Here is a 26,465-nt window from a genome sequence, read left to right as displayed (position 1 = left end):
CTCCGGGCCGGGACATATTCCAGCGAATGGATGACTTTGCCCGGTCCCCGCCCTTCCGGGCGTAAAATCGGGCGTGGATGCCAGCGCCGCCGTCGTACCGTCCGACCGCAAGAAAGGCGCCTCCCACCCGTGAAGATGCTCTCCGAGATGTTCACCATGGCCCCCGGCAACAAGGACCACCAGGTCGCCATCCGCTGCGCCGTTGGTGTCTTTGTGCCGCTGATCACGCTGGTGTTCCTGGACCGGCTGGACCTGGCCATCTTCGCTTCTTTTGGCGCCTTCGCCGGGATCTACGGCCGCAACGAACCGCACGCCAAACGGTTCCTCCTTCAGTTCCGCGCCGGGGCGTTGATGGTGGCCGTTATGCTGCTGGCCGCCCTGACCGCCCGCGCCGGAGTGGCTTTGGCGCTTTCCGCCGCGGACACCGTCTGGCTCCAGGTCGCCGCCACCACCTTCGTGGCAGGAAGCTGCTCGCTGATCGTCGCCTGGTGGCGGCTCCGGCCCGCGGGATCGCTGTTCCACATCTTTGCCGTCGCCGCGATCGCGTCCATCCCCAACCAGCCGCCGCTTTGGCAGGCCATGCTGGTGGCGGTGCTGACCGTCTCCTTCTCCCTGCTGGTCGGCTTGTCCTCCCGCGTGCTCCCGAGCCGCCGGACACCGTGGATCCTGCCGGCCAGCGCACCATTCACACCGGCGGAAACGCGGACGGCCCTGCTCGAAAGCGTCGGCTACCTCGTGGCGGCCGGACTCGCCGGAACCCTGGCGACGCTGCTGGGGGAACAGTTGGGCTTCGGACACAACTACTGGGCGATGGTGGCCGCCGTCGTCCCGCTGGTGGGCCACACCACCCGGCACCGGGTCAGCCGCGGACTGCAACGAATCGTGGGCACGGCGATCGGGCTGGTGCTGCTCGCGGGGATCCTGCTCCTTCAGCCCGTGCCCTGGCAGACCGTGATGGTGATCGCCGCCTGCCAGTTCGGAGCTGAGATGTTCATCGCCCGCCAATACGTCCTGGCCCAGATCTTCGTGACGCCGCTGGCCCTTGTTTCCACCCTGCTGGTGGCTCCGTCGGCGCCCGGCGTCCTGCTGCGCGACCGGATCTTCGACACCGTCATCGGCGCCGCCGTCGGCATCGCCGTCGTGCTGGCCCCGGCGGTGCGGCGCAGGCTCCGCACCGCGGCCCGGGAGGGCTAGGGGACCCGCACGGATTCGGCCGGCGCGGCTTCGACGAGGACCGGCGTCGTGCCTTCCTTCCCGTCCGGACCGGCCTTCGCCGCCCTCGCGGACTTCCTGCCGGCACGGCCGTAAACCAGATACATCGTCACTCCGGTGATCACCATCAGCAGGACCGTGTAGACGAAGGTGTTGGAGACGCCGTCGACGCCCTCGGCGCCGTCCGTGTTGGCCTTGATTACCAGGCCCAGGGGCTGGTACAGCGGGTGGGCCAGGAAGATGGCGGTGTCGTAGTCATCCAGCATGCTGTTGAAGTTGAGCGCCATGATCGCGGCGGCTGCCGGCAGGACGATCGGCAGCAGGACCCGGCGGAACATGTACAGCGTTTTGGCGCCCATGATGTTGGCAGCTTCTTCGAGCGAGGAGTTGACCGAGGCGAAGGAGGCTTTGAGCATCCGCAGGGTGAACGGGATCTTGACGGTCACGAACGCGATGAGCAGGATCACCGTGGTCCCGGTCAGGACGGTGCCGCCCACCAGCGGGTTCGGATGGTCGTAGCTGAGGATCAGGCCCAGGGCGAGCAGGGCCGACGGGAGGATCCACGGGATGTGGAGGAGGTACTCGAAGACCGACGTCACCCAGTTGCGGTACTTCTGCAGGAGCCGCGCAACGAAGAGCAGGCCTCCGACGGCGATCAGCGCGGCGAGTGCGCTGTAGACGGTGCTGATGATGAACGGCTGCAGGCCCGAAGGCTGGGTGAGGACCCGGACGTAGTTGTCGAAGGTAAGGCTCCCCGGCAACAGCTGGCCGGTCTGGATCGCGGCGCCGTCGGCAAAGGAATACAGCACGATCAGCACCACGGGCAGCGTGTAGACGGCGAACAGCAGGTACGCGGCGACGTGGACGGCAGTGTTGGCCACAGGGTTGCGGATCTGCTGCTTCTGCAGTCCGGAGGAGACTTTTGAAACCGAAAAATAGGTCCCGCCCTTTTCCATCCGGGTCATGGCAGCCAGCATCAGCATGGTCGCCACACCGAGGATCACGGCGAGCAGGGCGGCGAGGTCCCTCGACGTCGGGCTGTTGCTGAAGGTGAGAATCATCGGCGTGATGGTCTGGAATTCCCGGCCGCCCAGGACCTGCGGTGCGCTGAGGGCTCCAAGGCCGGTCAGGAACGAGAGGATGGTGACGGCGAAGAGCGTCGGCTTAAGCATCGGCAGGACGATCCGCCGGAGGATGGTCCAGGTGGAGGCCCCCATGTTCCGGGCCGCTTCGATGGTCTGGTAATCCACGCCCTTCAGCGCGTTGGTGACGAACAGCATGTGGTTCGTCGTGGTGGCGAACGTCATGACGGCGAGGACGGCAAGGAAGCCGGAAAACCAGCCGGGATCCATGCCGGGAAACAGTCCCAGCAGGAAGCCGGTCACGATGCCCTTGTCCCCGTAGATGAATTTGTAGCCCGCCGCCAGCACGATGCCGCCGTAGATGAACGTGGTGGCGTAGCCGAGGAACAGGATCCTCGAGCCGCGGATCTTGAAGTACTGGGTGACCAGCACAATGAAGATCCCCACCACGTTGACGGTGATGGACAAGGCGACCGCCAGCAGGAAACTGTTGCCCAGTGATTTCATGGCCCGCTGGGAGGAGAAGAGCTTCTCGGCCGCGCGGCCGGAGAAGGTCCCGTCGGGGAAGAAGGTCTGGATCAGCACATTCGCGTTGGGCCAGACGAGAAAGGCCGCGATGAACCAGGTCAGCACCACCCCGACGATCAGGACTGCGGGGGAGCGGAGCATGCTCCTGGTGCCGCCGCCGTTCGAGCCGCCAGCTGTGCTCACAGGCTGGTCACTTCCTGCAGCCGGTTCCGGAGGGAGGCTCCGGTGTCCGGGTGGTACTGGAGGACGTGGGTGGGCTGGACGTAAACCGTAGCCTTGCTGCCGGTGGCGGGGTGGATTCCACCGTCTTCCTTGACCAGCAGCCGGATATCGGCGCCGTGGCAGCGGACGACGTACCGGCTGTGCAGTCCGTGATAGGTCTTCGAGACCACGGTTCCCTGCACCGGAACGGCTGTACCGTTGCCGCCGGCGGGGTCAAGTGATGCCTTTTCCACGCGCAGGTAGGAGTTGGCCGCGGGATCGAGCTCGTGACTTGATTGCCGGTTCAGTTCCGCGACGAACCCGGCCGTGAGCCGGGAGCTGTCCCCAATGAAATTGCAGACGAATTCGGTGGCCGATTCGTCGTAGATGCTCTGCGGGGTGCCAATTTGCTCCACTACGCCCTTGTTGAAGACGGCTACCCGGTCGCTCATGGCGAGGGCCTCGTCCTGGTCATGGGTGACGTAGACCGTGGTGATGCCGAATTCGCTTTGAAGGTCCTTGAGCTGCTGCCTTAGCTGGTGGCGCAGCTTGGCGTCCAGATTGGAGAGCGGCTCGTCGAGCAGCAGAATCTTGGGCTGCAGCACGAGCGCCCGGGCGACGGCGACGCGCTGCTGCTGCCCGCCGGACAGCTCGGCCACGTTTTTTCGCAACTGGTCTTCGGACAGGTCAACCCGCCGGGCGATGTCGCGGACGAGGCGGTCGCTCTCGGCAGGTTTCTCCTTGCGGACGCGGAGACCGAACGCGATGTTCTCCCACACGCTCATGCTGGGGAAAAGTGCATAGTTCTGGAACACCATGCCGACCTGGCGCTTGTCGCTCGGCAGCCGGGTGACAGCCTTCCCGTCCACGTAGACCTCTCCTGCTGACGGCTCGATGAACCCTGCCAGCGTGCGCAGGGCTGTCGTCTTTCCGCAGCCGGACGGCCCCAGCAGCGTGAAGAATTCCCCCGGTTCCACCTGGAGATCAAGGTTGGGGATGGCGGTGAAATCGCCGAAGGTGACTTCGATGTTCTCGAAACGGATCATGGCAACCTGTCTTGGGCTTAGCGGCGAAGCGGGGGTTTCAGCAATGAAGGGCACGGGCAGCAGCCGGCTCGCCGGCCGCTGCCAGTGCGAGGGTCAGCTCATGTATTCCAGTTCGATCTTTTCAACCCACTTGCCCATGTTTTCCTGCACGAAGTTCCAGTCGATGTCCTGCTGCTTGAGCGTGTTGAAGAACTCGACGACCTCCGGCTTGGCCTGCGCGACCGCCGCCTTGTTGACCGGCATCGAGTTGAACTGCTGGGACCATTCCCCCTGCGTCTTCGCGCTGCCGAACCAGTCGATGAACTTGAGGGCCTCGTCCTGCTTGTCCGTTCCCTTGACCAGGGCCACCTGCTCGATGGCCAGCGGCACACCCACGGACGGCATGACGGTCTCGACGTTGACCTTGAACGTCTTTTCGCGTTCGGTGATGATCGATGACGGCATCTGCCCCATGTCCGTCTCTCCCGAGGAGATGCGGGCGAAGAGGTCGGTCTTGGCGACCGCCGGGGTGCCGTTCTTGAAGTAGCCTTCGATCTGTTTCCAGCCCTCGTCCGAGACGCCCAGATCGCCGCCGTCGTCCTTGTAGCGGGTCAGGATGCTGGCGAAGACCAGCTGTGCGGTGGCGGTGCCGACGCCGGTGACGCGCTCGTAGCGGGACTTGAACCTGTCCTGGGCCCACAGGTCGGTCCAGTCCTTGGGGGCCTCGTCCTTGCTGAACTTCTCGGAGTTGTAGCCGAGGAGGATGGCCTGCTGCACCAGCGGCCAGTAGGCCTTGCTGTCCGACTTGTCGCCCTTGCCGGCGTCGACGTCACCGGACCAGGAGGGCGTGTACGGCTCGATCGCGCCGGCGGCCTTGATCTGCTCGAAGTACATGTTGTTGAGCCCAAATGCGACGTCCGCGATCGGGTTGTTCTTCTCCGCAATGAGCTTGTTGGTGGCGTCCGCGCCGCCGGCGCCGACGATTTCGATCTTGAAGCCGGCCTCTGCCGCCTTCTTCGTCAGCCACTCGCCACGGCCCTCACCGTTGGAGTTCGTGTAGACGATCAGCGTTTGGCCGGAGGGCGGCCCTGAGGGGGCGACGGCGGCCGGCCCGGTAGCTGGTCCGGACGAGGCGGGCGCTGCGGCGCCCGCTCCACAACCGGAAAGAAGGGCGACGGCGACGGCGCCGGCAACCATGGTTTTCAATCTGCGCACGAGTGAGACTCATTTCTGAACGGGGCCAGATGGCATTTGTCCGGCCAGCCTATAGCGGACGCCGCCCAATCCGGGGGTTATGACTATCAAATCGATGAAATAGCCTGTCCTGGCCAATCGAGTCTGGTGTATCCGGGTGAACGTCGTGCGCCCCGGGCCCCAACACGGCGTGAACATCCGGCCCATCGACAGGCCCCCGGGCCGGGAATAGCCTTAAGCCGTCCCAAAAACCCGACAAGGAAGACGGAGGTGCCCGAAATGGGAACCGTCATCACGTTCGTGGTCCGCGACGGGAAGATCGCCGAGGGCCGGGAGTACTTCGATGACTCGGCGAAGGCGGACGAATTCTGGGTCTAATCGCTGGCCGGGCTCAGGACACAGGAGCGGGATCGGAGCGCCCGGCTTCCTGTTAGTCCTCTTCGAGCGTCTCGGTCAGGTGGTGCGTCGGGATCCGGTCCCGGTCGTAGGTGATCTCGGTGTATCCGTGCGGTGCGGGCTTGCCGTGCGGATCGAGGTTCACAAAAACAATTTCCTCGATAGTGAGGATGCTCTGCCGCGTGATCATGTTCCGGACCTCGGCGCGCATGGTCAGTGACGTCCGGCCGAAGCGGGTGGCGGTCAGCCCCATCTCGATCAGGTCGCCCTGGACTGCCGAACTGACGAAGTTGATTTCCGAGATGTACTTGGTGACGGCCCGGCCGTTGCCGAGCTGCAGGATTGCGTAAATCGCGGCTTCCTCGTCGATCCACTTCAGCAGGCTCCCGCCGAACAGCGTGCCGTTCGCGGTGAGATCTTCGGGCCGCACCCACTTGCGGGTGCGGAAAGTGATGTCGGCCGGTTCCATAGTGCGAGATTAGCCGACGGCGGCGCGGCGGGCCCTGTGTGACGGGGCCCCGCCCACCCTGGTGCCGGCCGTAGACTCTGGGCATGGAGGCTGTAAAGGTTGTCGGCGGCGGCATCGCGGGGCTGGCTCTGGCCGCTTGCCTTGACCCCGGCCGCTTTCGGGTGACCGTCCACGAGAGGCTGGCAGAGCCGCCGTCGGTGGAGACGTCACTGGCCATGTGGCCGGAGGCCCAGCGGGCCCTTGATGAGGTGGGTATTCTCCCGGCGGTCCGGGCGGCCGGCTCAGATTTTGGCGGCATGGCGCTCCGCGACGGATCCGGAAACGTTGTGCTCACGGCCAGGCCGTCGCGAGTTCTCGGGGTGTCCCGCGCCGACCTGCTCCGGCTGTTGGACGCCGCGGTCCCCGCCTCCGTGGTCAGAGCCTACGGCACGGTGGCATCGCCGCCGGGGCCCGGCCTGGTGGTCGGCGCCGACGGCGTGCACAGTATTGTCCGCCGTAGCGTCTGGGGCGAACGCAGCGGGGCCCGGCTCACGCCCTATCTTGCACTGCGCGGCATCATCGATGATGCGGTCCCGCCCGGCGTCGGCGGTGAATACTGGGGCCGCGGGCAACTGTTCGGCATAGCTCCGGCGTCCCGTGGCCGGACCTACTGGTATGCCTCGTACCGGTCGGACCTGGGCCCCGGCGGCATCGACGTCGGCGAGGCACTGGCGCTGACCCGCGGGCGTTTTTCCGGCGGGGCCGCCGAGATTGGCCGCGTCCTGGCGGCCGCGGTGCCGGGGGAGACGCTGGCGCAAAGGGTCTGGACGGTGCCATTTCCGGGCAGCTACCGGCGGGACAGCGCGGTGCTGGTAGGGGACGCGGCGCACGGCATGGCGCCGAATCTGGGCCGCGGCGCCTGCGAGGCGCTGATCGACGCGGCCACTCTCGCGGGTCTGCTCAACTCGCGCCCGCTCCCGGAAGCCCTGCGGTTGTACAACAGGCGGAGACTGCTGCGCAGCCAGTCATTGCGTGTGGCCTCGTCCGGCATGGCACGGCTGGCGCTCGCGGAAAGAGGACAGCCGCTGCGCGACGGGCTGCTGCGGCTGGCCCACCGGCCAGGGGGCGCTGGCGCCGTCGAACGCTGACCCCGGTCAGGCCATGGCCGTGTGCGCGGCGCTGTGCGAATCGATGGCCTTCGCGTAGCAGTAGGAGTGCTCCACCCCGATGTACGGCCCGAAGTTCGGCACCGGGACGAAGCCCGAGTTCTCGTAAAACTGGCGCCCGTCAGTCTGCACCGAGCCGGCCTCCGCAGTGATGGAGGTGATGCCGAGCGAATGGGCATGCGCCTCCAGCGCAGCGAGGATGGAGCTGGCAACCCCCGAACCGCGGGTGTACGGGAGCACATAGAGGCGTTTGATCTCGGCCGTGTGCGTGTCCAGGATGCGCAGGCCGCCGCAGCCCACGGGCTGCCCCGACGCCTTGTCGTGGGCGACCAGGAAGACTGCCGTGTCAGCCTCCGACGGCGGCGGTCCGGGTTCGTGGTCGTTCGTGCCGAAGCGGGCATCGAGTTCGGCCTGCTGGGCGGCGCGGAGGTCCGCGCCCACCGGGTTGGCCCAGGTGACCTGCCGGATGTTGAGCCGCGGATTCGTCTGCATGGCTGCCTCGCTTCGCCGAAGGGTTATGCAGATTAAGGCTAGGCAGCGCCGGTTTCGGCTGTGTTTCCTGCGCGTTAGGGTTCTGAGAATTCTGCTACGGCGTGCGGCCGGTGGGATCCTCCGCCGTCGGATCCAGCAGCGCCAGGCCGCCCACGGGGCTGTCGTCCCAGTGGATGAGCCGCCAGCCGGCGTCGGGGTCCCCTTCCAGCGCCACAATCCCGGTGTTGGCGAGGACGTGGCGGGCGGCGAAACCCGGCTCCACATTGCTGGCCCGAAGGCCCGCCCAGACGCGGATCGCGGCGCCGTGGCTGACCACGGCCACTGCCCCGGCGTCGCCGGACGCCGCAGCGGCGGCGATCCGGGCGATCGAGGCATCGTAGCGTTCGAAGAAGTCGTGCCCGCTGGGTCCGCCCGGCATCCTGCGGTGCAGTTCCCCGTCGGCCCAGCCAAACACCGTTCCGAGATAGCGCAGGTGCGATGCCTTATCGGTGAGCTTCTCCAGGGACCCGGCTTCGATCTCGTGCAGACCCTCCAGCACCTCGATCTTCAGGCCGCGCACGGTCGAGAGCGGCGCGGCCGTGATCTGGGTGCGGATCAGCGTGGAGGCATAAAGGAAGTCGATCTGCTCATTCGCCAGCGACCGCGCCAGGGCGGCGGCCTGCCGCTCGCCGAGCTCGGTCAGCCCGGGGCCCGGGTGGGCGGTGTCCAGCTGCCCCAGGACGTTTCCCGGCGTCTGGCCGTGGCGGATGAGCAGGAGCCTCATGCGAGGTGGTCCACCAGCTTGTCAGCAATGCCGGTGTACTTGCCGGGGGTGAGCGCCAGGAGCCGGGCTTCGGCGTCCGCGGACAGGCCCAGGCTCTGGACGAACTCCTGCATCCTGGCAGAGTCGACGCGCTGCCCGCGGGTCAGGTCCTTGAGCCGCTCGTAGGGGTTTTCCATGCCTTCGACGCCGGCGATGGCCTCCGCGCGCATGACCATCTGGATGGCCTCGCCGAGGACTTCCCAGTTGGTGTCGAGGTCGGCGGCCAGCACGTCCTCCGCCACCTTGAGCCGGTCCAGGCCCTTGGCCACGTTGGAGATGGCGAGCAGCGAGTGGCCGAACGCCACGCCGATGTTGCGCTGCGAGGAGGAATCGGTGAGGTCGCGCTGCCAGCGGGAGGTGACCAGGGTGGAGCCCAGCACGTCCAGCAGGCCGGAGGAGATCTCCAGGTTGGCCTCAGCGTTTTCGAAGCGGATCGGGTTGACCTTGTGCGGCATGGTGGAGGAGCCGGTGGCGCCCGCGACCGGAATCTGCACGAAGTAGCCGATCGAGATGTAGCTCCAGATGTCCGTGCAGACATTGTGCAGGATCCGGTTGAACCGCGCGACGTCGGCGTACAGTTCGGCCTGCCAGTCGTGGCTTTCGATCTGTGTGGTCAGCGGGTTCCAGTCCAGGCCCAGCGTTTCGACGAAGGTCTTGGCGACCTGCTCCCAGTCGGCGCCGGGGACCGAGGCCACGTGGGCGGCGTACGTGCCGGTGGCGCCGTTGATCTTGCCGAGGTATTCGGTCCGGGCGATGCGGTCCAGCTGGCGGGTCAGGCGGTGCGCGATGACTGCCAGTTCCTTGCCGAGCGTGGTGGGGGTGGCCGGCTGGCCGTGCGTGCGGGAGAGCATCGGCACGGCCCGGTTGGCTTCTGCCATGGCGCTGATCTGCGCAACGAGCTTCCGGGCTGCGGGCAGCCAGACCTCCTCCACGGCGCCCTTGACGCCCAGGGCGTAGGACAGGTTGTTAATGTCCTCGGAGGTGCAGCCGAAGTGCACCATGGCGGTCAGGTGTTCGATCCCGATGCCGGGCAGGCGGCGGCCGATGTAGTACTCGACGGCCTTGACATCGTGCACCGTGACGGCTTCGATGTCCGCCAGTTCGGCGACCGACGCGGCGTCGAACTCGGTGACGATGGCGCGGAGCTTGTCCTGCTGTTCCGCGGTCAGCGGTCCGGCGCCGGGGAGCACACTCTTGCCGGTGAGGTGGATGAGCCACTCGACCTCGACGGCGACCCGGTCACGGTTGAGGGCGGCTTCGGAGAGGTAGTCGACCAGCGGCGCGACGGCGGACTGGTACCGGCCGTCCAGCGGGCCGAGCGCGATCTGTTGTGCGGACGCGGCGAGGGCCCGTCGTCCGGACGGCGTGCGGGTATCAGCTGTGGCGGCAGTTTCAGGCATGTGCCGATTCTTTCACGAAGTCCCGCCGGGCCTTAAGCGCGCTGATTCATGTGACTTCCGGCCGGGCTCGCACCCCGTTCGCCGAGCGGTGCACTGCCCGGGTTGTCCACATGGAGAGGCGGGGAACTTCAGCCCGCCCGGCAGGGACCCTAGCGTCGTTGGTATGTCCACCGGAGTAACCAACATCAGCGCCGCCGCGGCAGGAAACCCGGCCAGCAACGGCGACGGCAGCGGCGGAGCGGGCGGGGGCGTCCTGGCTTCCGACGCCGCGGCGTGCGCATCGCGGAGCTTCGAGATCCAGCAGTTGGCCGCCCGTATGGCCGCCTGCGCGGACAACACCGACGCCGTGCTGGCCCGGCTGGCCAGTGTGGAACTGCGTACCTGGCAGTCCCCGGCTGGCCGGGCCTACCGGACTGCCCTGTCCCTGCAGGCCGCATCCCTGCGCCGCAGCCGGACGGCCCTCGAAGAGTCCGTCGCCGTCGTCCTCCGGCACGCCCGGAACGCGGCGCAGGCCTCGGGCCGGCCGGGCTGATGGCCGAAGCCACACCGGCCGGCTCCGGCGCAGCGCCGGTCCCGGTCCCGTCCGTGGACGGGATGCTGCGCATCCGGGGCGGGGTGGGCGGTCTCAGCTTCCAGTTCGAGGAACTGCTGGCCGGAGCATCGGCGCTGGACGGGATTGTCCGGGAGCTGGCGGCCGTGGACGAGGAGGCCGAAGCCGTGCGCCGCGCCCTGTTTCCGTACCAATATGACTCGTACACCAGCGGCAGCAATGCGATTACTGCCGTCGGGGAGGCGGCCCGGGCCGTCCGCCGGGTCCGGACGGAGCTGGAGCGTCTGGGCAGCGCTGTCCGTGCGAGCCACCGGGAGTACGAGTTCGCGGAAGCGCGGAACACCCTGATCCTGCGGATCGGCCGGACCGGCCCGGCATTCGGGCCCCTGTGGGGGCTGTTCGGCCTGCCTCCGGTCACGCTGCTTGACACCGTCGAGGACGGGCTCGACGTGGCGCCGGAACGGCTGTCGCGGCTACTCGGACTCCCCGCCGGCCAGACCGGGTCAGGAGGACCCGGCGGCGGCGTCCGGGACGCGGTCCGCGGATTGACGGACGCTGCCGGCCTGGATTTCCTGCACCCCCGGCCGGTCCGGATCATCGGCAGGGACACCTGGCGCGAGGAGGCCGACGTGTCACCGGCCGGGCTCCTGCTTCGTGCCGAGGCCGTCGGCCGAGACAGCGGGGCTATCGAGGTCCTCCGGCTGGGGGAGAGCGGCAGCCGCGCCTGGGCGGTGATCTTCCCCGGAACGCAACTGGACGGATTGCCGCAAGGCACCAACCCCTTCGACGCCGGAGGCATCGCAGAGGGCCTCGGCTACGACTCGGCCGAGACCGCCGCGGCCGTCCGCCGGGCGCTGGCGGAGGCCGGCGCCGAGGCCGGGGACCAGGTAGCCGCCGTCGGCTACAGCCAGGGCGGCATCCACGCCATGAACCTCGGCAGGGACAAGGCGTTCCTGGCGGACTACGAGCTGAAGTTCGTGCTCACGGCGGGGTCCCCGGTGGGCGGGATCGAGCCCCCGGCCGGCACCAGCAGCCTGCATCTGGAGCACGAAGCGGACTGGGTTCCCGGCGCGGACGGGCAGCCCAACCCGGACACGAAGGACCGCGTGACCGTGACCCTGACCAGTCCGATCCCCGGGCCGGAATGGCTGGGACCTGGTCTTGGCCCCGGCCACGCCATGGGACGCTACGCCGACGCTGCCCGGGACGTCGCGGCCAGCCGGGATCCCTCGCTGGCGGCCTCCACCGCTGCGCTCGCTGCCGTGGTCGGCGCCGGCGGTACGGCTACGGTGACGCGATTTTCCCTGCGGCGTGAACCGATGCCGCCGGGCCGGGGAGGAAGGCCCGGGGCGGCTAGCGGTCTACCGCGGGAAGAAAACTCGCCACGAGGGAAATTGCGCTGATTATGAGTGCCGCAAAAATCGCGGTCCAGAAGAAGCTGTCAATCGTGAAATGCACGGTGGTGTAGCTGCTGATCCAGGACGTCAGGTAGAGCATCCCGGCATTGATGACAACCGTGAAAAGGCCCAGGGTGAGGATGGTGATCGGCAGCGACAACAGGCTGACGATGGGTTTGACGAACGCATTGACGAGCCCGAAGATCAGGCCGATGAACAAGTAGCCCAGGATGATGCCCATGGTGCCGTTGCCTGCCGTGGAAATATCCAGACCGGTGAGGATCCAGCACGCGATGGCCAGGGCCAGCCCGTTGATGATGACGCGAACGATGAATGAGCGCATGGGCCCATGCTGTCATATCCCCGCCGGCAGCGGCAGGGACCATATCCCCCTCTTGCGGCCAACTACTGCGGCGCGGACCCGAAGTAGGCTGGTTGGCATGACTTCATCAGAGAACACGGCCGGGGGCATCCGGCCCCGCCCGGTGGTAGACCTTCTTCCCCGCTACGCGGCCGGCAAGCCGCCGGTCCCCGTCGAGGGTCTGGCCAGCTACAAGCTTTCCTCCAACGAAAACCCGCTCCCTCCGATCCCTGCAGTGCAGCAGGCCATCGCGGCGCAGACCGACTTCAACCGCTACCCGGATCCACTGAGCAGCAGGCTGCGCGGAAAGCTGGCCGAATTCCTGGACGTACCCGCCGAGGACATCGTCACCGGTGCCGGAAGCCTCGGGGCACTCAACCAGCTGCTGGCCACGTTCGCGGGACAGAACGACGACGGCAAGCCCGACGAGGTCATCTACGCGTGGCGCTCCTTCGAGGCGTACCCGATCTGCGTCGGGCTTGCCGGCGCCGAGAGTGTCCGGATTCCGCTGACCGGCGACGGCCGCCACGATCTCGACGCCATGGCCGAAGCCGTGACCGCGCGGACCCGCATGATCCTGCTGTGCACGCCCAACAACCCCACCGGCCCGATTCTCACCACCGAGGAAACCGAGCGCTTCATCAAGCGGGTCCCCTCCGACGTCGTGGTGGTCATCGATGAGGCCTACCAGGAGTTCGTCCGCGACGAGCATGCCGTCGACGGCATCGAAATGTACCGGAAGTACCCCAACGTTGTTGTCCTGCGGACCTTTTCAAAGGCCCACGGCCTGGCGGGGCTCCGGGTCGGCTACAGCGTGTCCCGCCCCGACCTGACGCAGCACCTGCGCGTCGCGGCCACGCCCTTCGCCGTCTCCCAGATCGCCGAGACCGCGGCCGTGACGTCGCTGGAGCACTTCGGCGAGGTTGTAGAAAGGGTACAAAGCCTCGTGGACGAACGGGACCGCGTCACCGCCGGTCTGCGGGACCTTGGCTGGTTCGTGCCGGAGGCCCAGGGCAACTTCGTGTGGCTCAACCTCGGGGCCGACAGTGCGGAGTTCGCCGCCCTGGCGGGGGAGCGGGCACTCTCCGTTCGCGCCTTCGCCAACGAGGGGGTGCGGGTCAGTATCGGCGAAACCGAAGCCAACACCCGCTTCCTGGAACTCTGTGCGATCTATACAAAACCACCGCGGCGTTCCTAGCGCTTAACATGACGGCCGCTGACGACCCGCTGCGGCTAAAGTAGGGACGAGTAAGCCAAAATATATGCCGGACCGGGAATGTATAACCGGTCCGGCATATATCCCAGCGATTGCGGCGCATTCGGATGCGGCAAGCAAGGAGACGGTATGGGCGCCACACATCTGCCCTCTACCGAGTTCGACGGAACCGGCATTGACGACCGGCTCGAGGCGGAAGCCGAGGCCCGCCTGGGCGACCCAGTCGAGCCGATGGTGCAGCTGCTCGCTCCCGACGGCACGCTCGGATCCGATCCCGTTTTCTCGGAATACGCCGAACGGCTCGACCCGGCCGAACTGCGCGGTTTCTATGCCGACATGGCGAAAATCCGCCGCTTCGACGTGGAGGCCACCGCCCTGCAGCGGCAGGGCCAGCTGGCCTTGTGGGTTCCGCTGACCGGCCAGGAAGCGGCCCAGATCGGCTCCGGCCGTGCCAGCCAGCCGCAGGACTACATCTTTCCTACCTACCGCGAGCACGGCGTTGCGCTGACCCGCAACGTTGATCTTGCCGAGCTGCTACGGCAGTTCCGCGGAGTCTCCAACGGAGGCTGGAACCCCAAGGACACCAACTTCCACCTCTACACGCTGGTCCTCGCCGCCCAGACCCCGCATGCCGTGGGGTACGCCATGGGCATCCAGCGCGACCAGAAGTTCGCGGCGTCGGCTGCACTCGCGGACGGAACTGCCGGCCAGGCAACGGAGCCCAAGGCTGCCGTGATGGTCTACTTCGGCGACGGGGCCAGCTCCGAAGGTGACGTCCATGAGTCCATGGTGTTCGCCTCCTCCTACAAGGCCCCCGTGGTGTTCTTCTGCCAGAACAACCACTGGGCGATCTCCGTCCCCAGCTCCGTGCAGACCCGCATTCCGCTCGCCAACCGCGCCAAGGGTTACGGCTTCCCCGGCATCCGGGTGGACGGCAACGACGTGATCGCCGTCCACGCCGTCACCGAGTGGGCGCTGGAACGCGCCCGCCAGGGCGAGGGCCCCGTACTGATCGAGGCCTTCACCTACCGCGTCGGCGCACACACCACCGCCGACGATCCCACCAAATACCGGGAATCCGCCGAGGAAGGCCGCTGGCGGGCGAAGGACCCGCTGGAGCGGCTCGAGAAGTACCTCCGCGCGGAGGGCGTGGCCGACGACGCCTTCTTCGAGCAGGTCAGGGCGGACGGCGACGAACTCGCCGCGTACGTCCGCAAGACCACCCACGATCTGGAGACCCCGGACATCCGGACGGCCTTCGCCAACACGTACGTGGAGGCCCACCCGCTCGTGGCGGAAGAGCTGGCGTGGTTCGAGGAGTACAGCGCCGGATTTGCCGATGAGGCGGAACCTGCCGACACGGAGGCGGCCAACTGATGACCACCATGACCATTGCCAAGGCCATCAACGAAGGCCTGCGAGCAACCCTGAACAACAACCCCCGTGCCCTGCTTATGGGCGAGGACATTGGACCACTGGGCGGCGTCTACCGGGTCACCGACGGCCTCATCGCCGAGTTCGGCGCGGACCGCGTCGTGGACACCCCGCTCGCGGAGTCCGGGATCATCGGCACCGCCATCGGGCTGTCCCTGCGCGGCTACCTGCCGGTCTGCGAGATCCAGTTCGACGGCTTTGTGTTCCCGGCCTTCAACCAGATCACCACCCAGTTGGCCAAAATGCATTCGCGCAGCAACGGCAACCTGACCGTGCCGGTGGTCATCCGCATCCCGTATGGCGGCGGCATCGGCTCGATCGAGCACCACTCGGAGTCCCCGGAGGCGTTGTTCGCCCACACGGCCGGCCTGCGCATCATTACCCCGTCCAACCCGCACGACGCCTACTGGATGATCCAGCAGGCCGTTGACTGCCAGGATCCCGTGATCGTCTTCGAGCCGAAGCGCCGCTACTGGCTCAAGGGCGAGGTCGACACGGAATCCCCCGGACCCTCCGCGGACCCGTTCAGGGCGCACGTGCTCCGTGAAGGCACCGATGCCACTGTGGTGGTCTACGGGCCGCTGGTTCCGGTGGCCCTGGCTGCGGCCAACGCCGCTGCCGAGGACGGCCACAGCGTGGAGGTGATCGACCTGCGGTCCATCTCGCCGATCGACTTCGATACCGTCACGGAATCCGTGCAAAAGACAGGCCGGCTGGTTGTGGCCCACGAGGCCCCGACGTTCGGCGGTATTGGCGGCGAAATCGCGGCCCGGATCAGCGAGCGTGCCTTCCACTCACTCGAGGCTCCCGTCATCCGGGTCGGCGGCTTCCACATGCCCTACCCGGTGGCGAAGGTGGAGGAAGACTACCTTCCGGACATTGACCGCCTCCTTGAGGCACTGGACCGCGCCCTTTCCTACTGACCGGCCCTTTCCTGCTGACCGCTTCCCGCTGAGGCGCCTTTCCCGAACAAGGACAACATGACTCTCCACAAGTTCAACCTCCCCGACGTGGGCGAAGGACTGACCGAGGCCGAGATCGTCGCCTGGAAGGTCAAACCCGGCGACACGGTGGCCATCAACGATGTCCTGTGTGAAATCGAGACAGCGAAGTCCCTCGTCGAGCTGCCCTCGCCGTTCGCCGGGACCGTCACCGAACTGCTCGTGCCCGAGGGCCTGACCGTCGACGTCGGGACCCCGATCATCAGCGTAAGCGACGCAGCGCCCTCCGGCGCTGCGCCCGTGGCTGCGGCCCCCGCTGTCGAAGCAGCCCCAGCCCCGATGTATGGAAAGCTGGAAGCGGACACGTCCGACGCCGGTGAATCGGCCGGGCGCCCGGCGGGCGGTCCGCTGGTTGGTTCCGGCCCCAAGGCCGACGCCGTCAAGCGCCGCCGGCGGGTCGCCGCCCCGGCCGTGACGACTGCGCTTTCCACAGGTGCGGTCGCCGCTCCCGTCCCGCAGGCCGAACCCGTGGAGGCGCACGACATCTGGATCAGCCCGGAGGCTGTTGCTCATGCGGAGCGCCCCGCCGCCGCGGAGGGCATCGACCAGCGCCCCACCCTCGGCGGCGCCATCAGCGGCCTCGTCAGCAAGGTCCTGGCCAAGCCCCCCGTCCGCAAGATCGCGCGCGACCTTGGCATTGACCTGACCGACGTCATCCCCACGGGCGCCCGCGGCGAAGTGACGCGCGGGGACCTGATCAGCTACCAGGCCCAGCGTGACGCAGAGGTGGACAAGGCGGACAGCTTCTGGGGCAAGACTGGCCGGCCGCAGGACCAGCGGGTCGAACGGATCCCGGTCAAGGGCGTCCGCAAGGCCACCGCGAGGGCCATGGTCGAGTCGGCCTTCGCCGCCCCGCACGTGAGCATCTTCGTTGATGTCGACGCCAGCCGGACCATGGAGTTCGTCAAGCGGCTCAAGGCCTCCCGCGATTTCGAAGGCATCAAGGTTTCCCCGCTGCTGATCCTGGCCAAGGCCGTCATCTGGGCTGCGGCCCGCAACCCCAGCGTCAACGCGACCTGGGTGGACAACCCGGACGGCAGCGACTCCGCCGAGATCCACGTCAAGCACTTCATGAACCTCGGGATTGCCGCCGCGACACCCCGCGGACTGATGGTCCCGAACATCAAGAACGCCCAGGATCTCTCGCTCAAGGAGCTGGCCCTGGCGTTGAATGACCTCGCCACGACCGCCAGGGCCGGCAAGACCCAGCCGGCCCAGATGCAGGGGGGGACCCTGACCGTCACCAATATCGGCGCCCTCGGGATCGACACCGGCACGCCAATCATCAACCCCGGCGAAGTCGCCATCGTGGCCTTCGGCACCATCAAGCAGAAGCCTTGGGTCCTGGACGGCGAAGTGATTCCGCGCTGGATCACCACCCTTGGCGGTTCCTTCGACCACCGGGTGGTGGACGGCGACCTCTCGGCACGGTTCATGGCCGACGTCGCATCCATCCTGGAGGAACCTGCCCTGCTGTTGGACTGAACTGACTGCCCGGCGCAGACGACGCTCCTGCCCAGTTACTTCGGCCCTGCCCGCATGGCGCCCGCGTATTTCCGCTGCACGCCGGGGCTGGAACGCTTACCCGGGCCCGGTAACCGGGCACGAACGCCGCGAGGCCCTCCTCCCCGCTAGGCCCACCGAGGCCTTTGATATGCAAAACGTCCCAATAGCTTCCAAATAGATATTTCCCCTTACTAATAGGTCCTCCTAAGCTGAACTGAGCACGGCATATCGCCTGCGCCGAGCTGCCCGGGAGCTTCAATGGAGACGCGCCACCTCAAGTACTTCATTGCCGTGGCCGAGGAGCGCCATTTCGGCCGCGCGGCCCAGCGGCTGCACATGGCCCAGCCGCCGCTGTCCCAGCAGATCAAGCAGCTCGAGGAACAGCTCGGCACGCCCCTGCTGCTGCGCACCACCCGCAAGGTTGACCTCACCCCTGCCGGGCAGGTCCTCCTGGACAGGGGGCGGCTGCTGCTCCAGGAACTGGAGTCTCTCGAGGAGGACGTCAAGCAGGTCGGCGCCGGCGCCACCGGCGTCATCCGCGTCGGCTTCACCGGGACCGCCACCTACCGGCTCATGCCCAGCATCGTCCAGGCCGCCCGCCGCACCCTTCCCGGCCTCCGCATCACCGTCCAGGGCGAGATGCTGACGCCGCAAATGGAGTCCGCGCTGGAGGAGGGCCGGATCGACGTCGCTGTCCTCCGGCCGCCGGTCCGTTCCGGAGATGTCGCGCTCAAACTGCTGGAACAGGATCAGCTGGTCGCCGCGCTCCCGGCCGATTCACCGTTAGCTGACACCGGGATCCTCGAGCTGGCGGACCTCGCCGGCCAGGACTTCATCGGCTATCCCAGCTATTCCGCCGTCAGCAGCATCGTGGTGGACGCCTGCCGCAAGGCCGGGTTCCAGCCCCGGCTTGTCCAGGAAGCGAGGGAGACCTCGACTCTCCTCTCGCTCGTTGCCGCCGGGATGGGGATCGCCCTGGTGCCCATGACGTCCAGGATGTTCTCCTTCCAGGGCGTGGTGTTCCGCCCGCTGCGCAATCCGCCGCCGGTCGACCTCGCGGTCGCGTGGAACCGCAACACCGAAACGCCCCTCCTGCGCAGTTTCCTGCAACTTTTCGACTCTCTGCCCACAGCCGCGCCAAAGGAACCCAGCCGTGAAAATTGAACGCATTGAGGCCATCCCGTACTCGATTCCCTACGCGCGCCCGCTGAAGTTCGCCAGCGGTGAGGTGACCTCCGCGGACCACGTGCTGGTGCGGATCTACACGGATAACGGCATCTGCGGTGTCGCCGACACCCCGCCGCGGCCCTACACCTACGGCGAGACCCAGGACTCGATCGTCTCGGTGGTGACCAAGGTCTTTGCCCCGCAGCTCATCGGGCTGGACCCACTGGACCGCTCAAAGGTCCAGCAGCTGCTCCGTCGCACAGTCAACAACCCCACAGCCAAGGGCGCCCTGGACATCGCACTCTGGGATGTCATCGGAATCTCCCTGGGCACGCCGGTGCACAAACTGCTGGGCGGCTTCACGGACAGCATGCGGGTCTCCCACATGCTTGGCTTCAAGCCCGCCGCCGAGCTCCTCGAAGAAGCGCTCCGCTTCCGCGAAACGTACGGCATCAACACGTTCAAGCTGAAGACCGGACGGCGGCCGCTCTCCCTCGACGTCGAGGCCTGCCATGTCCTGCGGGAGGGACTCGGAACGGACACAGAAATTTACCTCGATGCCAACCGCGGCTGGACGGCGAATGAGGCCATGGAGGTCCTCCGCCGGACCGAGGGCCTCGGCCTGTCCATGCTGGAGGAACCGTGCGACGCCGGAGAGGCCCTGGGCCGCCGCCGGCTGGTGCAGAACTCGAGCATCCCGATCGTGGGCGACGAAAGCGTGCCCACCCTGGGCGACGTCTCCCGGGAGCTGCTTTCAGGCGGCAGCAACGCGATCTGCATCAAGACCGCGCGCAGCGGTTTCACCGAAGCCCAGCAGATCCTCGGCCTCTGCGAGGGGCTTGGTGTGGACGTCACCATGGGCAACCAGATCGACACCCAGGTCGGCAGCCTCGCCACGGTCACCTTTGGAGCGGCATTCGAGGCCACCTCCCGGCGTGCAGGGGAGCTCTCCAACTACCTGGACATGACCGACGACCTCCTCGCCGAACCGCTGAAGATCGCAGACGGCGCCATCCGGGTCCGCGAGGTCCCCGGCGTCGGCGCGGCCATCGACGCCGACAAACTGCGGAAGTACCGCCAGGACTAAGCCGTTCTGCCCGCATCCGTCCCTCCGATTTCCCCACACCGCAAGGAGAACCACATGCTGTACCTGGTCCGCATGGACGTCAACATTCCGCTGGACATGCCCAAGGAGCGCGCAGACGCCATCAAGGCGGAGGAACGGGACTACTCCCAGCAGCTTCAGCGCGACGGACGCTGGGCCCATTTGTGGCGGGTCGTGGGCGAGTACTCCAATTACTCGGTGTTCGACGTCGAGGACAACGACGAGTTGCACACCCTGCTCTCCGGACTGCCGCTCTTCCCGTTCATGGACATCAAGGTGACGCCGCTCGCCAAGCACCCGTCCGCCGTCGAATAGGCCTCATCGGATTCATATCCAGAAGCTTTCAATGAGACGGAAATAGGTATTTCCCCCCGATCAATTCGGGGCCTACCGTGGAAACAACACCGGATGTGATGCACCGCACGACGCGCAGTCCGGCGCCCATCGACAAGCGTTTTTACCATCGTTCTTTTGACAAGGGAGTCACCATGACAACGGAAACCGAAGCCACAGCAGCCTCCTCGGGCGCGGGGGCAACTGCCCGCTTCCGGGAGAACAAGCACATCGCCACCAGCACGAGCCAGGAGCGGGTCAGCACCCTCGCCGGCCGGGTCATCAAGGCAATCAACGACACAGTCCTGGACGAGAAAGTCACCTACGACGAGTACAACGCCTTCAAAGCCTGGCTCATCCAGGTCGGCGAGGACGGCGAATGGCCGCTGTTCCTGGACGTCTGGGTGGAGCACTCCGTCGAGGAAGTCGCCAACGCCAACCGCCACGGGTCCAAGGGCAGCATCGAGGGGCCGTACTACATCCCGGACGCCCCCTCGCTCAAGACCCCGGCCACCCTGCCGATGCGCGACGACGAACCCGGCACTCCGCTGCTGTTCCAGGGCCAGGTCACGAACGTCGACGGCGAGCCGCTCGCCGGAGCGCTGATCGAGCTCTGGCACGCGGATGACCTTGGCTTCTACTCCCGGTTCGCCCCCGGGCTGCCCGAATGGAACCTCCGTGGTTCCATCATCGCCGACGCCCAGGGCCACTTCCAGATCAACACCATGCAGCCCGCGCCGTACCAGATCCCCACCGACGGCGCGTGCGGTGCCCTCATCGCGGCCGCCGGCTGGCACGCCTGGCGGCCCGCCCACCTGCACCTGAAGGTGTCGGCCCCCGAGCACCAGCTCATCACCACCCAGCTCTACTTCGAAGGCGACGAGCACGTGGCCGACGATATCGCCTCGGCCGTGAAGCCTGAACTCGTCCTCGCGCCCACCGGGCGGGCAGACGGCAAGGGCCGCGAGGTCACCTACAACTTCGTTCTCGACCCCCAGGACTAAGCCCCTTTCCCGATCCCGGGGCCGGAATCTTCCCGCCCTGGGGTCGACCCAAAATTCATTCCCAACACCCGCCGTGATGCCCCCTGCCCAAAATGCAGTTGCCGCAGCCGCACGGATCCCGGATCAGTCGGGTCAGAACATTCACACGAAAGTGAGTTACCGGTGACTAAACCCGCCTATAACGTCCAGGACGTTATCGACAACACGCCCATGGGATTCAAACGATGGTCCATCGTCGTCCTCTGTTTCGTGATCGCACTGCTGGACGGATTCGACACGCAGTCCATTGCATTCATCGGTCCGGCGATCGCCGAAGACTTTGGCTTGCAGGCCACTGACATGACCTGGGTGATCACCGCCAGCACTGTTGGCATGTGCGTGGGCGCCATGTCCCTTGGCACGTTCGGGGACCGAATCGGTCGGAAGAAAACCATCCTGCTCGCCCTGGCACTCTTTGGCGTGTTCTCCCTTGCTGGCGCATTCGCCCAATCGCTGGAACAGATTGTCATTCTGCGCTTCCTCATTGGCCTCGGCATGGGCGGCGCCACGCCCGCCCTGCTGGCTCTGACGGCAGAGTACAGCCCCAAATCCCGTCGCGGCACGTTCATGACATTGGTGCTGCTGGGCCTGCCTGGCGGCGCACTGCTTGGTGGGCTTGTGGCAGCGGCCTGGCTCCCCGTCTTGGGCTGGCGCGGAATATTCCTGGTCGGGGGCGTACTGCCCCTGGCCATGGTCTTGATTTGCATGAGGTTGCTCTCCGAATCGCCGGTCTTCCTGGCAGCCAAGGGCACGCCCGCAGCCGACGCAGAGGCGCGCCAGATCATGGCAGCGGTCTCCGGCGGACCGGTCAGCCCGGACGCCGTACTGACGACAAATGACAAAGCGGAGGAGCGCAGTTCCGTTGCAGCACTCTTCTCAGCCAAGTACCGGATGGTCACCATCGCAGTCTTTGCCACCTACCTGCTCAACTGGATCGCGTGGTTCCTGCTCCTGCTCTGGATGCCCACCGCACTCAAGATGCTGGGGCTGGCAGGCTCCCAGGCCGCCATGGGCACCGTGACCGTCAACGGCGCGTTCATCCTCTTTGCCATCCCGCTGTCCATCATCTTGCCCAAGGTAAACCCCCGGAAGCTGCTGCTGGTCATGTTTGGCGCAGGGATCGTCATCGCGATTGGACTCGGATTGGCCGGCTCCAACTTTGCGCTGGTGTTCGTGTTGATCGGGCTGGCCGGCTTCGGCATCGGCGGCCAGCAGTTGGCCCTGAATTACCTGATCGCCAACGCCTACCCCACGCAACTTCGTGCCACGGCTACCGGCTGGGGCATCGGCATCGGCCGCCTTGGTTCCATCGTGGGCTCTGCCCTCGGCGGCGTCATCCTTACGGGACTGGGCGTCTCCGGATATTTCATGGCTCTCGCTGTTCCGCTGGTCCTCGCCGGACTGGCCACTCTCCTGGTGCGAAGCAAGGCTGTCCAGGCCGAGCCTGCACCGACGGCGACGCCACTGGAACGTGAAGCCGTCAGCTAGGGCGGGCAGGAGACCTACCGGCAGTGCCCGCCGCAGCAGTATCAAGATACGCGCGGCGGGCACCTGCCAGCCATGAACTGGCAGCAACTGACAAGCAAGGACACACAGCAATGCGCTTTACCAACAAGGTTGTAGTAGTTACAGGTGCCGCCCAGGGGATCGGCGCAGTCGTCGCCCGGAAGATTGCCGCCGAGGGCGGCAGCGTGGTGCTGGCGGACCGGTCGGAGCTGGTCACGGAGGTGTGTGCCGAGCTGACTGCCGGTGGTGCTCCCGCCCGGTATTTCCTCTGCAACCTGGAAACTTATGCGGGCGCCGCGGATCTGATGGCCTACGCGCTGGCGGAGTTCGGACGGATCGACATCCTGATTAACAATGTTGGCGGCACGATCTGGGCCAAGCCCTACGAGCACTATCAGGAGGACGAAATCGAGGCCGAAGTGCGGCGCTCCCTTTTCCCCACATTGTGGTGCTGCCGCGCCGTGCTGCCGCACATGGTCGAGCGGACAGCCGGGGTCATCGTAAACGTCTCCTCGATAGCCACGCGCAGCATCAACCGCGTGCCGTACGCGGCGGCAAAGGGCGGGGTCAACGCGCTGACCGCGTCACTGGCGTTCGAAGCCGCATCGCATGGGATCCGCGTAGTGGCGACGGCGCCCGGCGGCACAGCGGCCCCGCCGCGAAAGGTGCCCCGCAATCCCAACGCGCAGTCGGACCAGGAAGCGATCTGGTATCAGCAGATCGTTGACCAGACCACCGAAAGCACCCTGTTCAAGCGGTACGGCACCCTTGACGAGCAAGCCGCCCCGATCTTGTTCATGGCCTCTGACGACGCCAGTTACATCACTGGTGTTGTCCTGCCGGTGGGCGGAGGGGACCTCGGATAACTCCGCCCGGTCCGAACAAACAGCAGGAAGGAGACATCGATGACGCAGGACGTCATGGGAGGCATCGAAAAGCGTGAATTGCGCCAGATATTCGGCACGTTCGCTACTGGTGTCACCGTAGTCACCACCCGGACGGACGACGGCGTTCCGCACGGCGCCACGGTCAACGCTTTCGCCGCGGTATCCCTCGACCCGCCCCTTGCCCAGGTCACGCTGACCCGGGCCTCGCGCGCCGCAGCGTACCTGGAGGGTGCACCGTTCGCCATCAACATCCTCTCCCTCGAACAAATCGATGCGGCCCGGCACTTTGCCGGCAACGTTGCCGGCACGGAACCGCAATGGACTCTGGACGGCAACGTACCGGTGCTGGCCGGGAATGCCGCCACGCTTGAGTGCCGGCCTTGGAACATCTACGACGGCGGCGATCACATCATCGTTGTCGGCGAGGTCATTGCCATGGAGATCACCCAGCGGGAACCGCTGGTGATCTTGGGCGGTGAGTTCCGCAGGATGGGACGCCGCGTCGAGGGGGCCCGGTGGGATCACACCGGAGACGACCCTGAATCGGGCTGGTTCGCGGGGTCCAGCTCCTTCAAGCCGCTGCATGCCCCAAAGTCCCCCTAGCCCTGCCCGGGTCATGGAGGGTTACAACAGCCTTGGCGCGATGCTCCTGCCCAGTTACCTCGGCCCTGCCCGCCTGGCGCCCGCGCATTTCCGCTGCACGCCGGGGCCGGCACGGCTATCCCCTGCCGGCAACCGGGCAGGAACGTCGCGAGGCCCGGGCAGTCGGCGCAAACGCAGAACCCCGCCGTTGAGCATGCTCAGCGGCGGGGTTCGTGGTTGAGGCGGCGGTGAGGGCTAGGTCCCCGAGTAGGTTGTCAGCAGCTCGGCCATGGCCGGATCGCTGCTGAAGCCGGCCAGGGCGACGGCGGCGGCAGTCATCGCGCCGGCGAAGCCTGTGGTGCACGCGGCCATCACGGCAAAGAATGTCCAGTCTTCCCGGAGGATGCTCCGCAACGTGTCGGGCATGCGCAGGCCGGGGGAGATCATGTTGGGGGCGCTGTCCGTGGACCCGTCGTCCAGATAGGCGACGACCCGGCCGGACTGGCGGTCGACGCGCATGGTGCTGATGTGGTTGCCGTGCCGGGCCAGGAGAATGTCGTGGCCAACGAGTTGGCGGCGCTGAAGAGTGAGCATTTTTCATCCCCTGAACTGTGAAAGTGTGACGTCCACGCCGTTGGGGCACCTCCAATTTTACCGCCGGCACTGTGCGGAGGAGGGTCTGATTCCGCGTGAGGCTGCCCACTGCGCGTAGTGACGCGTGTCTACGCCGGCCTGTCCCGGACGGCACGGCGGCACTAGAGTGGCACCAGCCCCCGCCAGCCCGGCGGACGCGGATCAAAGGAGATGTTGCGTGTTTTCCAGCCCGTTCCCCGATGTGGAAATTCCCGATGTCAGCCTCTACGACTACCTCTTCGGCGGCCTGGAGGAGGCGGACCTGGACCGGACCGCCGTCGTCGACGGCACGAGCGGTGCGGAGACGAGCTACCGGACGCTGGTGGCGCAGATCGACGCCGTCGCCGGGGCCGTGGCGGCACGGGGCCTGGGCGTCCACGGCGTTGCGGCGATCCTTTGCCCCAATATCCCGGCCTTCGCCGTGGTTTTCCACGGACTGCTGCGGGCCGGCGCGACGGTCACCACCGTCAATTCCCTGTACACCGAGGATGAGATCGCCCTCCAGTTGGCCGACGCCGACGCGGAGTGGATGTTTACCGTCTCGGCCCTGCTCCCCGCAGCCCGGGAAGCCGCCGCCCGGGCCGGGATCCCGACCGAACGGCTCGTCGTCCTCGACGGCGCCGCGGGCCACCCGTCGCTGCAGGACCTGCTGACCGCGGGCGCCCCGGCTCCGGACGTCAGGTTCGACCCCGCCACCCACGTGGCCGTGCTGCCGTACTCCTCCGGGACCACCGGCCGGCCCAAGGGGGTGATGCTCAGCCACCGGAACCTCGTTGCGAATGCGGAGCAGTCCCGCGGGCTGTTGAAGGTCACCCCCGAGGACAGGCTGCTGGCACTGCTGCCGTTCTTCCACATCTACGGACTGACCGTGCTGCTGAACCTCGCCCTGCGCCAGCGTGCCTGCCTCGTCACGATGCCGAAGTTCGATCTGGCCGAGTTCCTGCGGATCATCCAGGACCACAAATGCAGCTACTTGTTCATCGCCCCGCCGGTGGCCGTGGCCCTGTCCAAGCATCCGATGGTGGCCGGCTACGATCTCAGCTCGGTGCACACCACACTGTCAGGAGCGGCGCCACTCGACGGCCAACTGGGCAGCAGGCTGGCCGAACGCCTTGGCTGCCGGGTCCTGCAGGGCTACGGCATGACGGAGATGAGCCCCGTGTCCCACCTGATTCCGGTGGATGCGACCGATGTTCCTGTCAGCTCGGTCGGCTACACCGTCCCCAACATGGAGTGCCGCCTGCTGGATCCGGCCAGCGGGGAGGAGATCGACGTCCCGGCCGAGGGCACCAGCGCGCCCGGCCACCTGCTGTGCCGTGGTCCGAACGTGATGCTGGGCTACCTCAACCGGCCCGGGGAAACGGCGGACACGCTCGACGCCGACGGCTTTCTGCGCACCGGCGATATTGCCACCGTGAACGCCGAAGGGGTTGTTACGATCGTCGACCGGCTCAAGGAACTGATCAAGTACAAGGGATACCAGATCGCTCCGGCGGAGCTGGAGGCGCTGCTCCTCACGCACCCCGGCATCGCCGACGCCGCGGTGATCGGAACGCCCGACGCCGACGGCCAGGAAGTGCCGATGGCATTCGTGGTGCTCCAGCCCGGGGACGGTGGCGAGCCGCTGGACGAGGCCGCGGTGATGGACTACGTGGCGGCCAAGGTGGCGCCCTTCAAGAAGATCCGCCGGGTGGAGTTCATCGACGCCGTGCCGAAGTCCTCCTCCGGCAAGATCCTGCGCCGGAAGCTCAAGACGGCAGGCGCGGCGACCGGGTAGACCCGGCGCCGCTGCTAGGCA

At 66.8% G+C, this 26,465-nt stretch carries 25 protein-coding genes; 16 read left to right on the top strand and 9 right to left on the bottom strand.

Annotated features, from left to right (window positions below; genetic code table 11):
• The first annotated feature begins 129 nt into the window (after window positions 1-129).
• Window positions 130-1,194: an FUSC family protein gene (locus LDO13_RS17715; protein WP_224047968.1), complete on the top strand. Its 1,065-nt coding sequence runs from the start codon at window positions 130-132 to the stop codon at window positions 1,192-1,194.
• On the opposite strand, the gene LDO13_RS17710 is transcribed toward LDO13_RS17715, so the two are convergent.
• The 4 genes from LDO13_RS17710 to LDO13_RS17695 all read right to left on the bottom strand — a co-directional run bounded on the left by LDO13_RS17710 (window position 1,191) and on the right by LDO13_RS17695 (window position 6,107).
• Window positions 1,191-2,963: an iron ABC transporter permease gene (locus tag LDO13_RS17710; protein ID WP_224049833.1), complete on the bottom strand. Its 1,773-nt coding sequence runs from the start codon at window positions 2,961-2,963 to the stop codon at window positions 1,191-1,193. The genes LDO13_RS17715 and LDO13_RS17710 overlap by 4 nt on opposite strands.
• A gap of 38 nt (window positions 2,964-3,001) precedes the next feature.
• Window positions 3,002-4,069: an ABC transporter ATP-binding protein gene (locus LDO13_RS17705; RefSeq protein ID WP_224047967.1), complete on the bottom strand. Its 1,068-nt coding sequence runs from the start codon at window positions 4,067-4,069 to the stop codon at window positions 3,002-3,004.
• Between the two features lie 93 nt (window positions 4,070-4,162).
• The gene (locus LDO13_RS17700) at window positions 4,163-5,263 is read right to left on the bottom strand and encodes an extracellular solute-binding protein (RefSeq protein ID WP_224047966.1); all 1,101 of its coding nucleotides are present in this window, start codon (window positions 5,261-5,263) and stop codon (window positions 4,163-4,165) included.
• A gap of 409 nt (window positions 5,264-5,672) precedes the next feature.
• Window positions 5,673-6,107 (bottom strand): hotdog domain-containing protein, encoded by a 435-nt coding sequence (locus LDO13_RS17695; RefSeq protein WP_224047965.1) that lies wholly within the window; start codon window positions 6,105-6,107, stop codon window positions 5,673-5,675.
• An 83-nt stretch (window positions 6,108-6,190) separates the two neighbouring features.
• Here LDO13_RS17695 and LDO13_RS17690 point away from each other — a divergent pair, with 83 nt between their 5' ends.
• Entirely contained in the window at window positions 6,191-7,234 is a 1,044-nt protein-coding gene (locus tag LDO13_RS17690) for an FAD-dependent monooxygenase (protein WP_224047964.1), read from the top strand.
• 6 nt (window positions 7,235-7,240) lie between these two features.
• On the opposite strand, the gene LDO13_RS17685 is transcribed toward LDO13_RS17690, so the two are convergent.
• From LDO13_RS17685 to purB, 3 genes are all read right to left on the bottom strand, one after another.
• The gene (locus tag LDO13_RS17685) at window positions 7,241-7,744 is read right to left on the bottom strand and encodes a GNAT family N-acetyltransferase (protein ID WP_224047963.1); all 504 of its coding nucleotides are present in this window, start codon (window positions 7,742-7,744) and stop codon (window positions 7,241-7,243) included.
• Window positions 7,745-7,838: 94 nt separating this feature from the next.
• On the bottom strand, window positions 7,839-8,507 hold the full coding sequence (locus LDO13_RS17680; RefSeq protein WP_224047962.1) for a histidine phosphatase family protein: 669 nt from the start codon (window positions 8,505-8,507) through the stop codon (window positions 7,839-7,841).
• Window positions 8,504-9,946 (bottom strand): adenylosuccinate lyase, encoded by a 1,443-nt coding sequence (purB, locus tag LDO13_RS17675; protein WP_224047961.1) that lies wholly within the window; start codon window positions 9,944-9,946, stop codon window positions 8,504-8,506. The genes LDO13_RS17680 and purB overlap by 4 nt, the downstream gene beginning before the upstream one ends.
• A 163-nt stretch (window positions 9,947-10,109) precedes the next feature.
• On the opposite strand from purB, the gene LDO13_RS17670 reads away from it, so the two are divergent.
• Together LDO13_RS17670 and LDO13_RS17665 are read left to right on the top strand one after the other, a co-directional pair.
• Window positions 10,110-10,478 carry a hypothetical protein gene (locus LDO13_RS17670; protein ID WP_224047960.1) on the top strand — a complete coding sequence of 123 codons (369 nt, stop codon included), beginning with the start codon at window positions 10,110-10,112 and terminating at the stop codon, window positions 10,476-10,478.
• The gene (locus tag LDO13_RS17665; RefSeq protein ID WP_224047959.1) at window positions 10,478-11,899 is read left to right on the top strand and encodes a hypothetical protein; all 1,422 of its coding nucleotides are present in this window, start codon (window positions 10,478-10,480) and stop codon (window positions 11,897-11,899) included. Before LDO13_RS17670 ends, LDO13_RS17665 begins: the two co-directional genes overlap by 1 nt.
• Here LDO13_RS17665 and LDO13_RS17660 read toward each other — a convergent pair.
• Complete coding sequence (locus LDO13_RS17660) at window positions 11,850-12,236, bottom strand: phage holin family protein (protein WP_224047958.1); 387 nt, start codon at window positions 12,234-12,236, stop codon at window positions 11,850-11,852. The genes LDO13_RS17665 and LDO13_RS17660 overlap by 50 nt on opposite strands.
• Window positions 12,237-12,333: 97 nt before the next feature.
• Between LDO13_RS17660 and LDO13_RS17655 the strand changes: the two genes are divergently transcribed.
• The 11 genes from LDO13_RS17655 to LDO13_RS17605 all read left to right on the top strand — a co-directional run bounded on the left by LDO13_RS17655 (window position 12,334) and on the right by LDO13_RS17605 (window position 24,055).
• On the top strand, window positions 12,334-13,452 hold the full coding sequence (locus LDO13_RS17655) for a histidinol-phosphate transaminase (RefSeq protein ID WP_224047957.1): 1,119 nt from the start codon (window positions 12,334-12,336) through the stop codon (window positions 13,450-13,452).
• A gap of 147 nt (window positions 13,453-13,599) precedes the next feature.
• Complete coding sequence (pdhA, locus tag LDO13_RS17650; protein WP_224047956.1) at window positions 13,600-14,847, top strand: pyruvate dehydrogenase (acetyl-transferring) E1 component subunit alpha; 1,248 nt, start codon at window positions 13,600-13,602, stop codon at window positions 14,845-14,847.
• Window positions 14,847-15,827 carry an alpha-ketoacid dehydrogenase subunit beta gene (locus LDO13_RS17645; RefSeq protein WP_224047955.1) on the top strand — a complete coding sequence of 327 codons (981 nt, stop codon included), beginning with the start codon at window positions 14,847-14,849 and terminating at the stop codon, window positions 15,825-15,827. The genes pdhA and LDO13_RS17645 overlap by 1 nt, the downstream gene beginning before the upstream one ends.
• A 57-nt stretch (window positions 15,828-15,884) precedes the next feature.
• The gene (locus LDO13_RS17640) at window positions 15,885-17,390 is read left to right on the top strand and encodes a dihydrolipoamide acetyltransferase family protein (RefSeq protein ID WP_224047954.1); all 1,506 of its coding nucleotides are present in this window, start codon (window positions 15,885-15,887) and stop codon (window positions 17,388-17,390) included.
• A 279-nt stretch (window positions 17,391-17,669) separates the two neighbouring features.
• Window positions 17,670-18,575: a LysR substrate-binding domain-containing protein gene (locus LDO13_RS17635; protein ID WP_224047953.1), complete on the top strand. Its 906-nt coding sequence runs from the start codon at window positions 17,670-17,672 to the stop codon at window positions 18,573-18,575.
• A complete protein-coding gene (locus LDO13_RS17630) occupies window positions 18,565-19,665 on the top strand; it encodes an enolase C-terminal domain-like protein (protein WP_224047952.1) in 1,101 nt (366 codons plus the stop codon). The genes LDO13_RS17635 and LDO13_RS17630 overlap by 11 nt, the downstream gene beginning before the upstream one ends.
• 54 nt (window positions 19,666-19,719) lie before the next feature.
• A complete protein-coding gene (gene catC, locus LDO13_RS17625) occupies window positions 19,720-19,998 on the top strand; it encodes a muconolactone Delta-isomerase (protein WP_224047951.1) in 279 nt (92 codons plus the stop codon).
• Window positions 19,999-20,171: 173 nt separating this feature from the next.
• A complete protein-coding gene (gene catA, locus LDO13_RS17620) occupies window positions 20,172-21,020 on the top strand; it encodes a catechol 1,2-dioxygenase (protein ID WP_224047950.1) in 849 nt (282 codons plus the stop codon).
• 162 nt (window positions 21,021-21,182) lie between these two features.
• On the top strand, window positions 21,183-22,547 hold the full coding sequence (locus LDO13_RS17615; protein ID WP_224047949.1) for an MFS transporter: 1,365 nt from the start codon (window positions 21,183-21,185) through the stop codon (window positions 22,545-22,547).
• A 110-nt stretch (window positions 22,548-22,657) separates the two neighbouring features.
• Window positions 22,658-23,431 carry a 1,6-dihydroxycyclohexa-2,4-diene-1-carboxylate dehydrogenase gene (locus LDO13_RS17610; protein ID WP_224047948.1) on the top strand — a complete coding sequence of 258 codons (774 nt, stop codon included), beginning with the start codon at window positions 22,658-22,660 and terminating at the stop codon, window positions 23,429-23,431.
• A 39-nt stretch (window positions 23,432-23,470) separates the two neighbouring features.
• Window positions 23,471-24,055, top strand: a complete 585-nt coding sequence (locus LDO13_RS17605) for a flavin reductase family protein (protein ID WP_224047947.1) — start codon at window positions 23,471-23,473, stop codon at window positions 24,053-24,055.
• Between the two features lie 234 nt (window positions 24,056-24,289).
• Here LDO13_RS17605 and LDO13_RS17600 read toward each other — a convergent pair whose 3' ends face one another.
• Window positions 24,290-24,628 (bottom strand): hypothetical protein, encoded by a 339-nt coding sequence (locus LDO13_RS17600; protein ID WP_224047946.1) that lies wholly within the window; start codon window positions 24,626-24,628, stop codon window positions 24,290-24,292.
• A gap of 217 nt (window positions 24,629-24,845) precedes the next feature.
• Between LDO13_RS17600 and LDO13_RS17595 the strand changes: the two genes are divergently transcribed.
• On the top strand, window positions 24,846-26,444 hold the full coding sequence (locus LDO13_RS17595; protein WP_224047945.1) for an AMP-binding protein: 1,599 nt from the start codon (window positions 24,846-24,848) through the stop codon (window positions 26,442-26,444).
• Window positions 26,445-26,465: the final 21 nt, after the last annotated feature.

It is taken from the genome of Arthrobacter sp. NicSoilB4, from assembly GCF_019977335.1.
Taxonomy (GTDB): Bacteria; Actinomycetota; Actinomycetes; order Actinomycetales; family Micrococcaceae; genus Arthrobacter.
The sequence above is the reverse complement of the archived record's forward strand: the minus strand, read 5'-3'. Positions and strand labels throughout refer to the sequence as shown.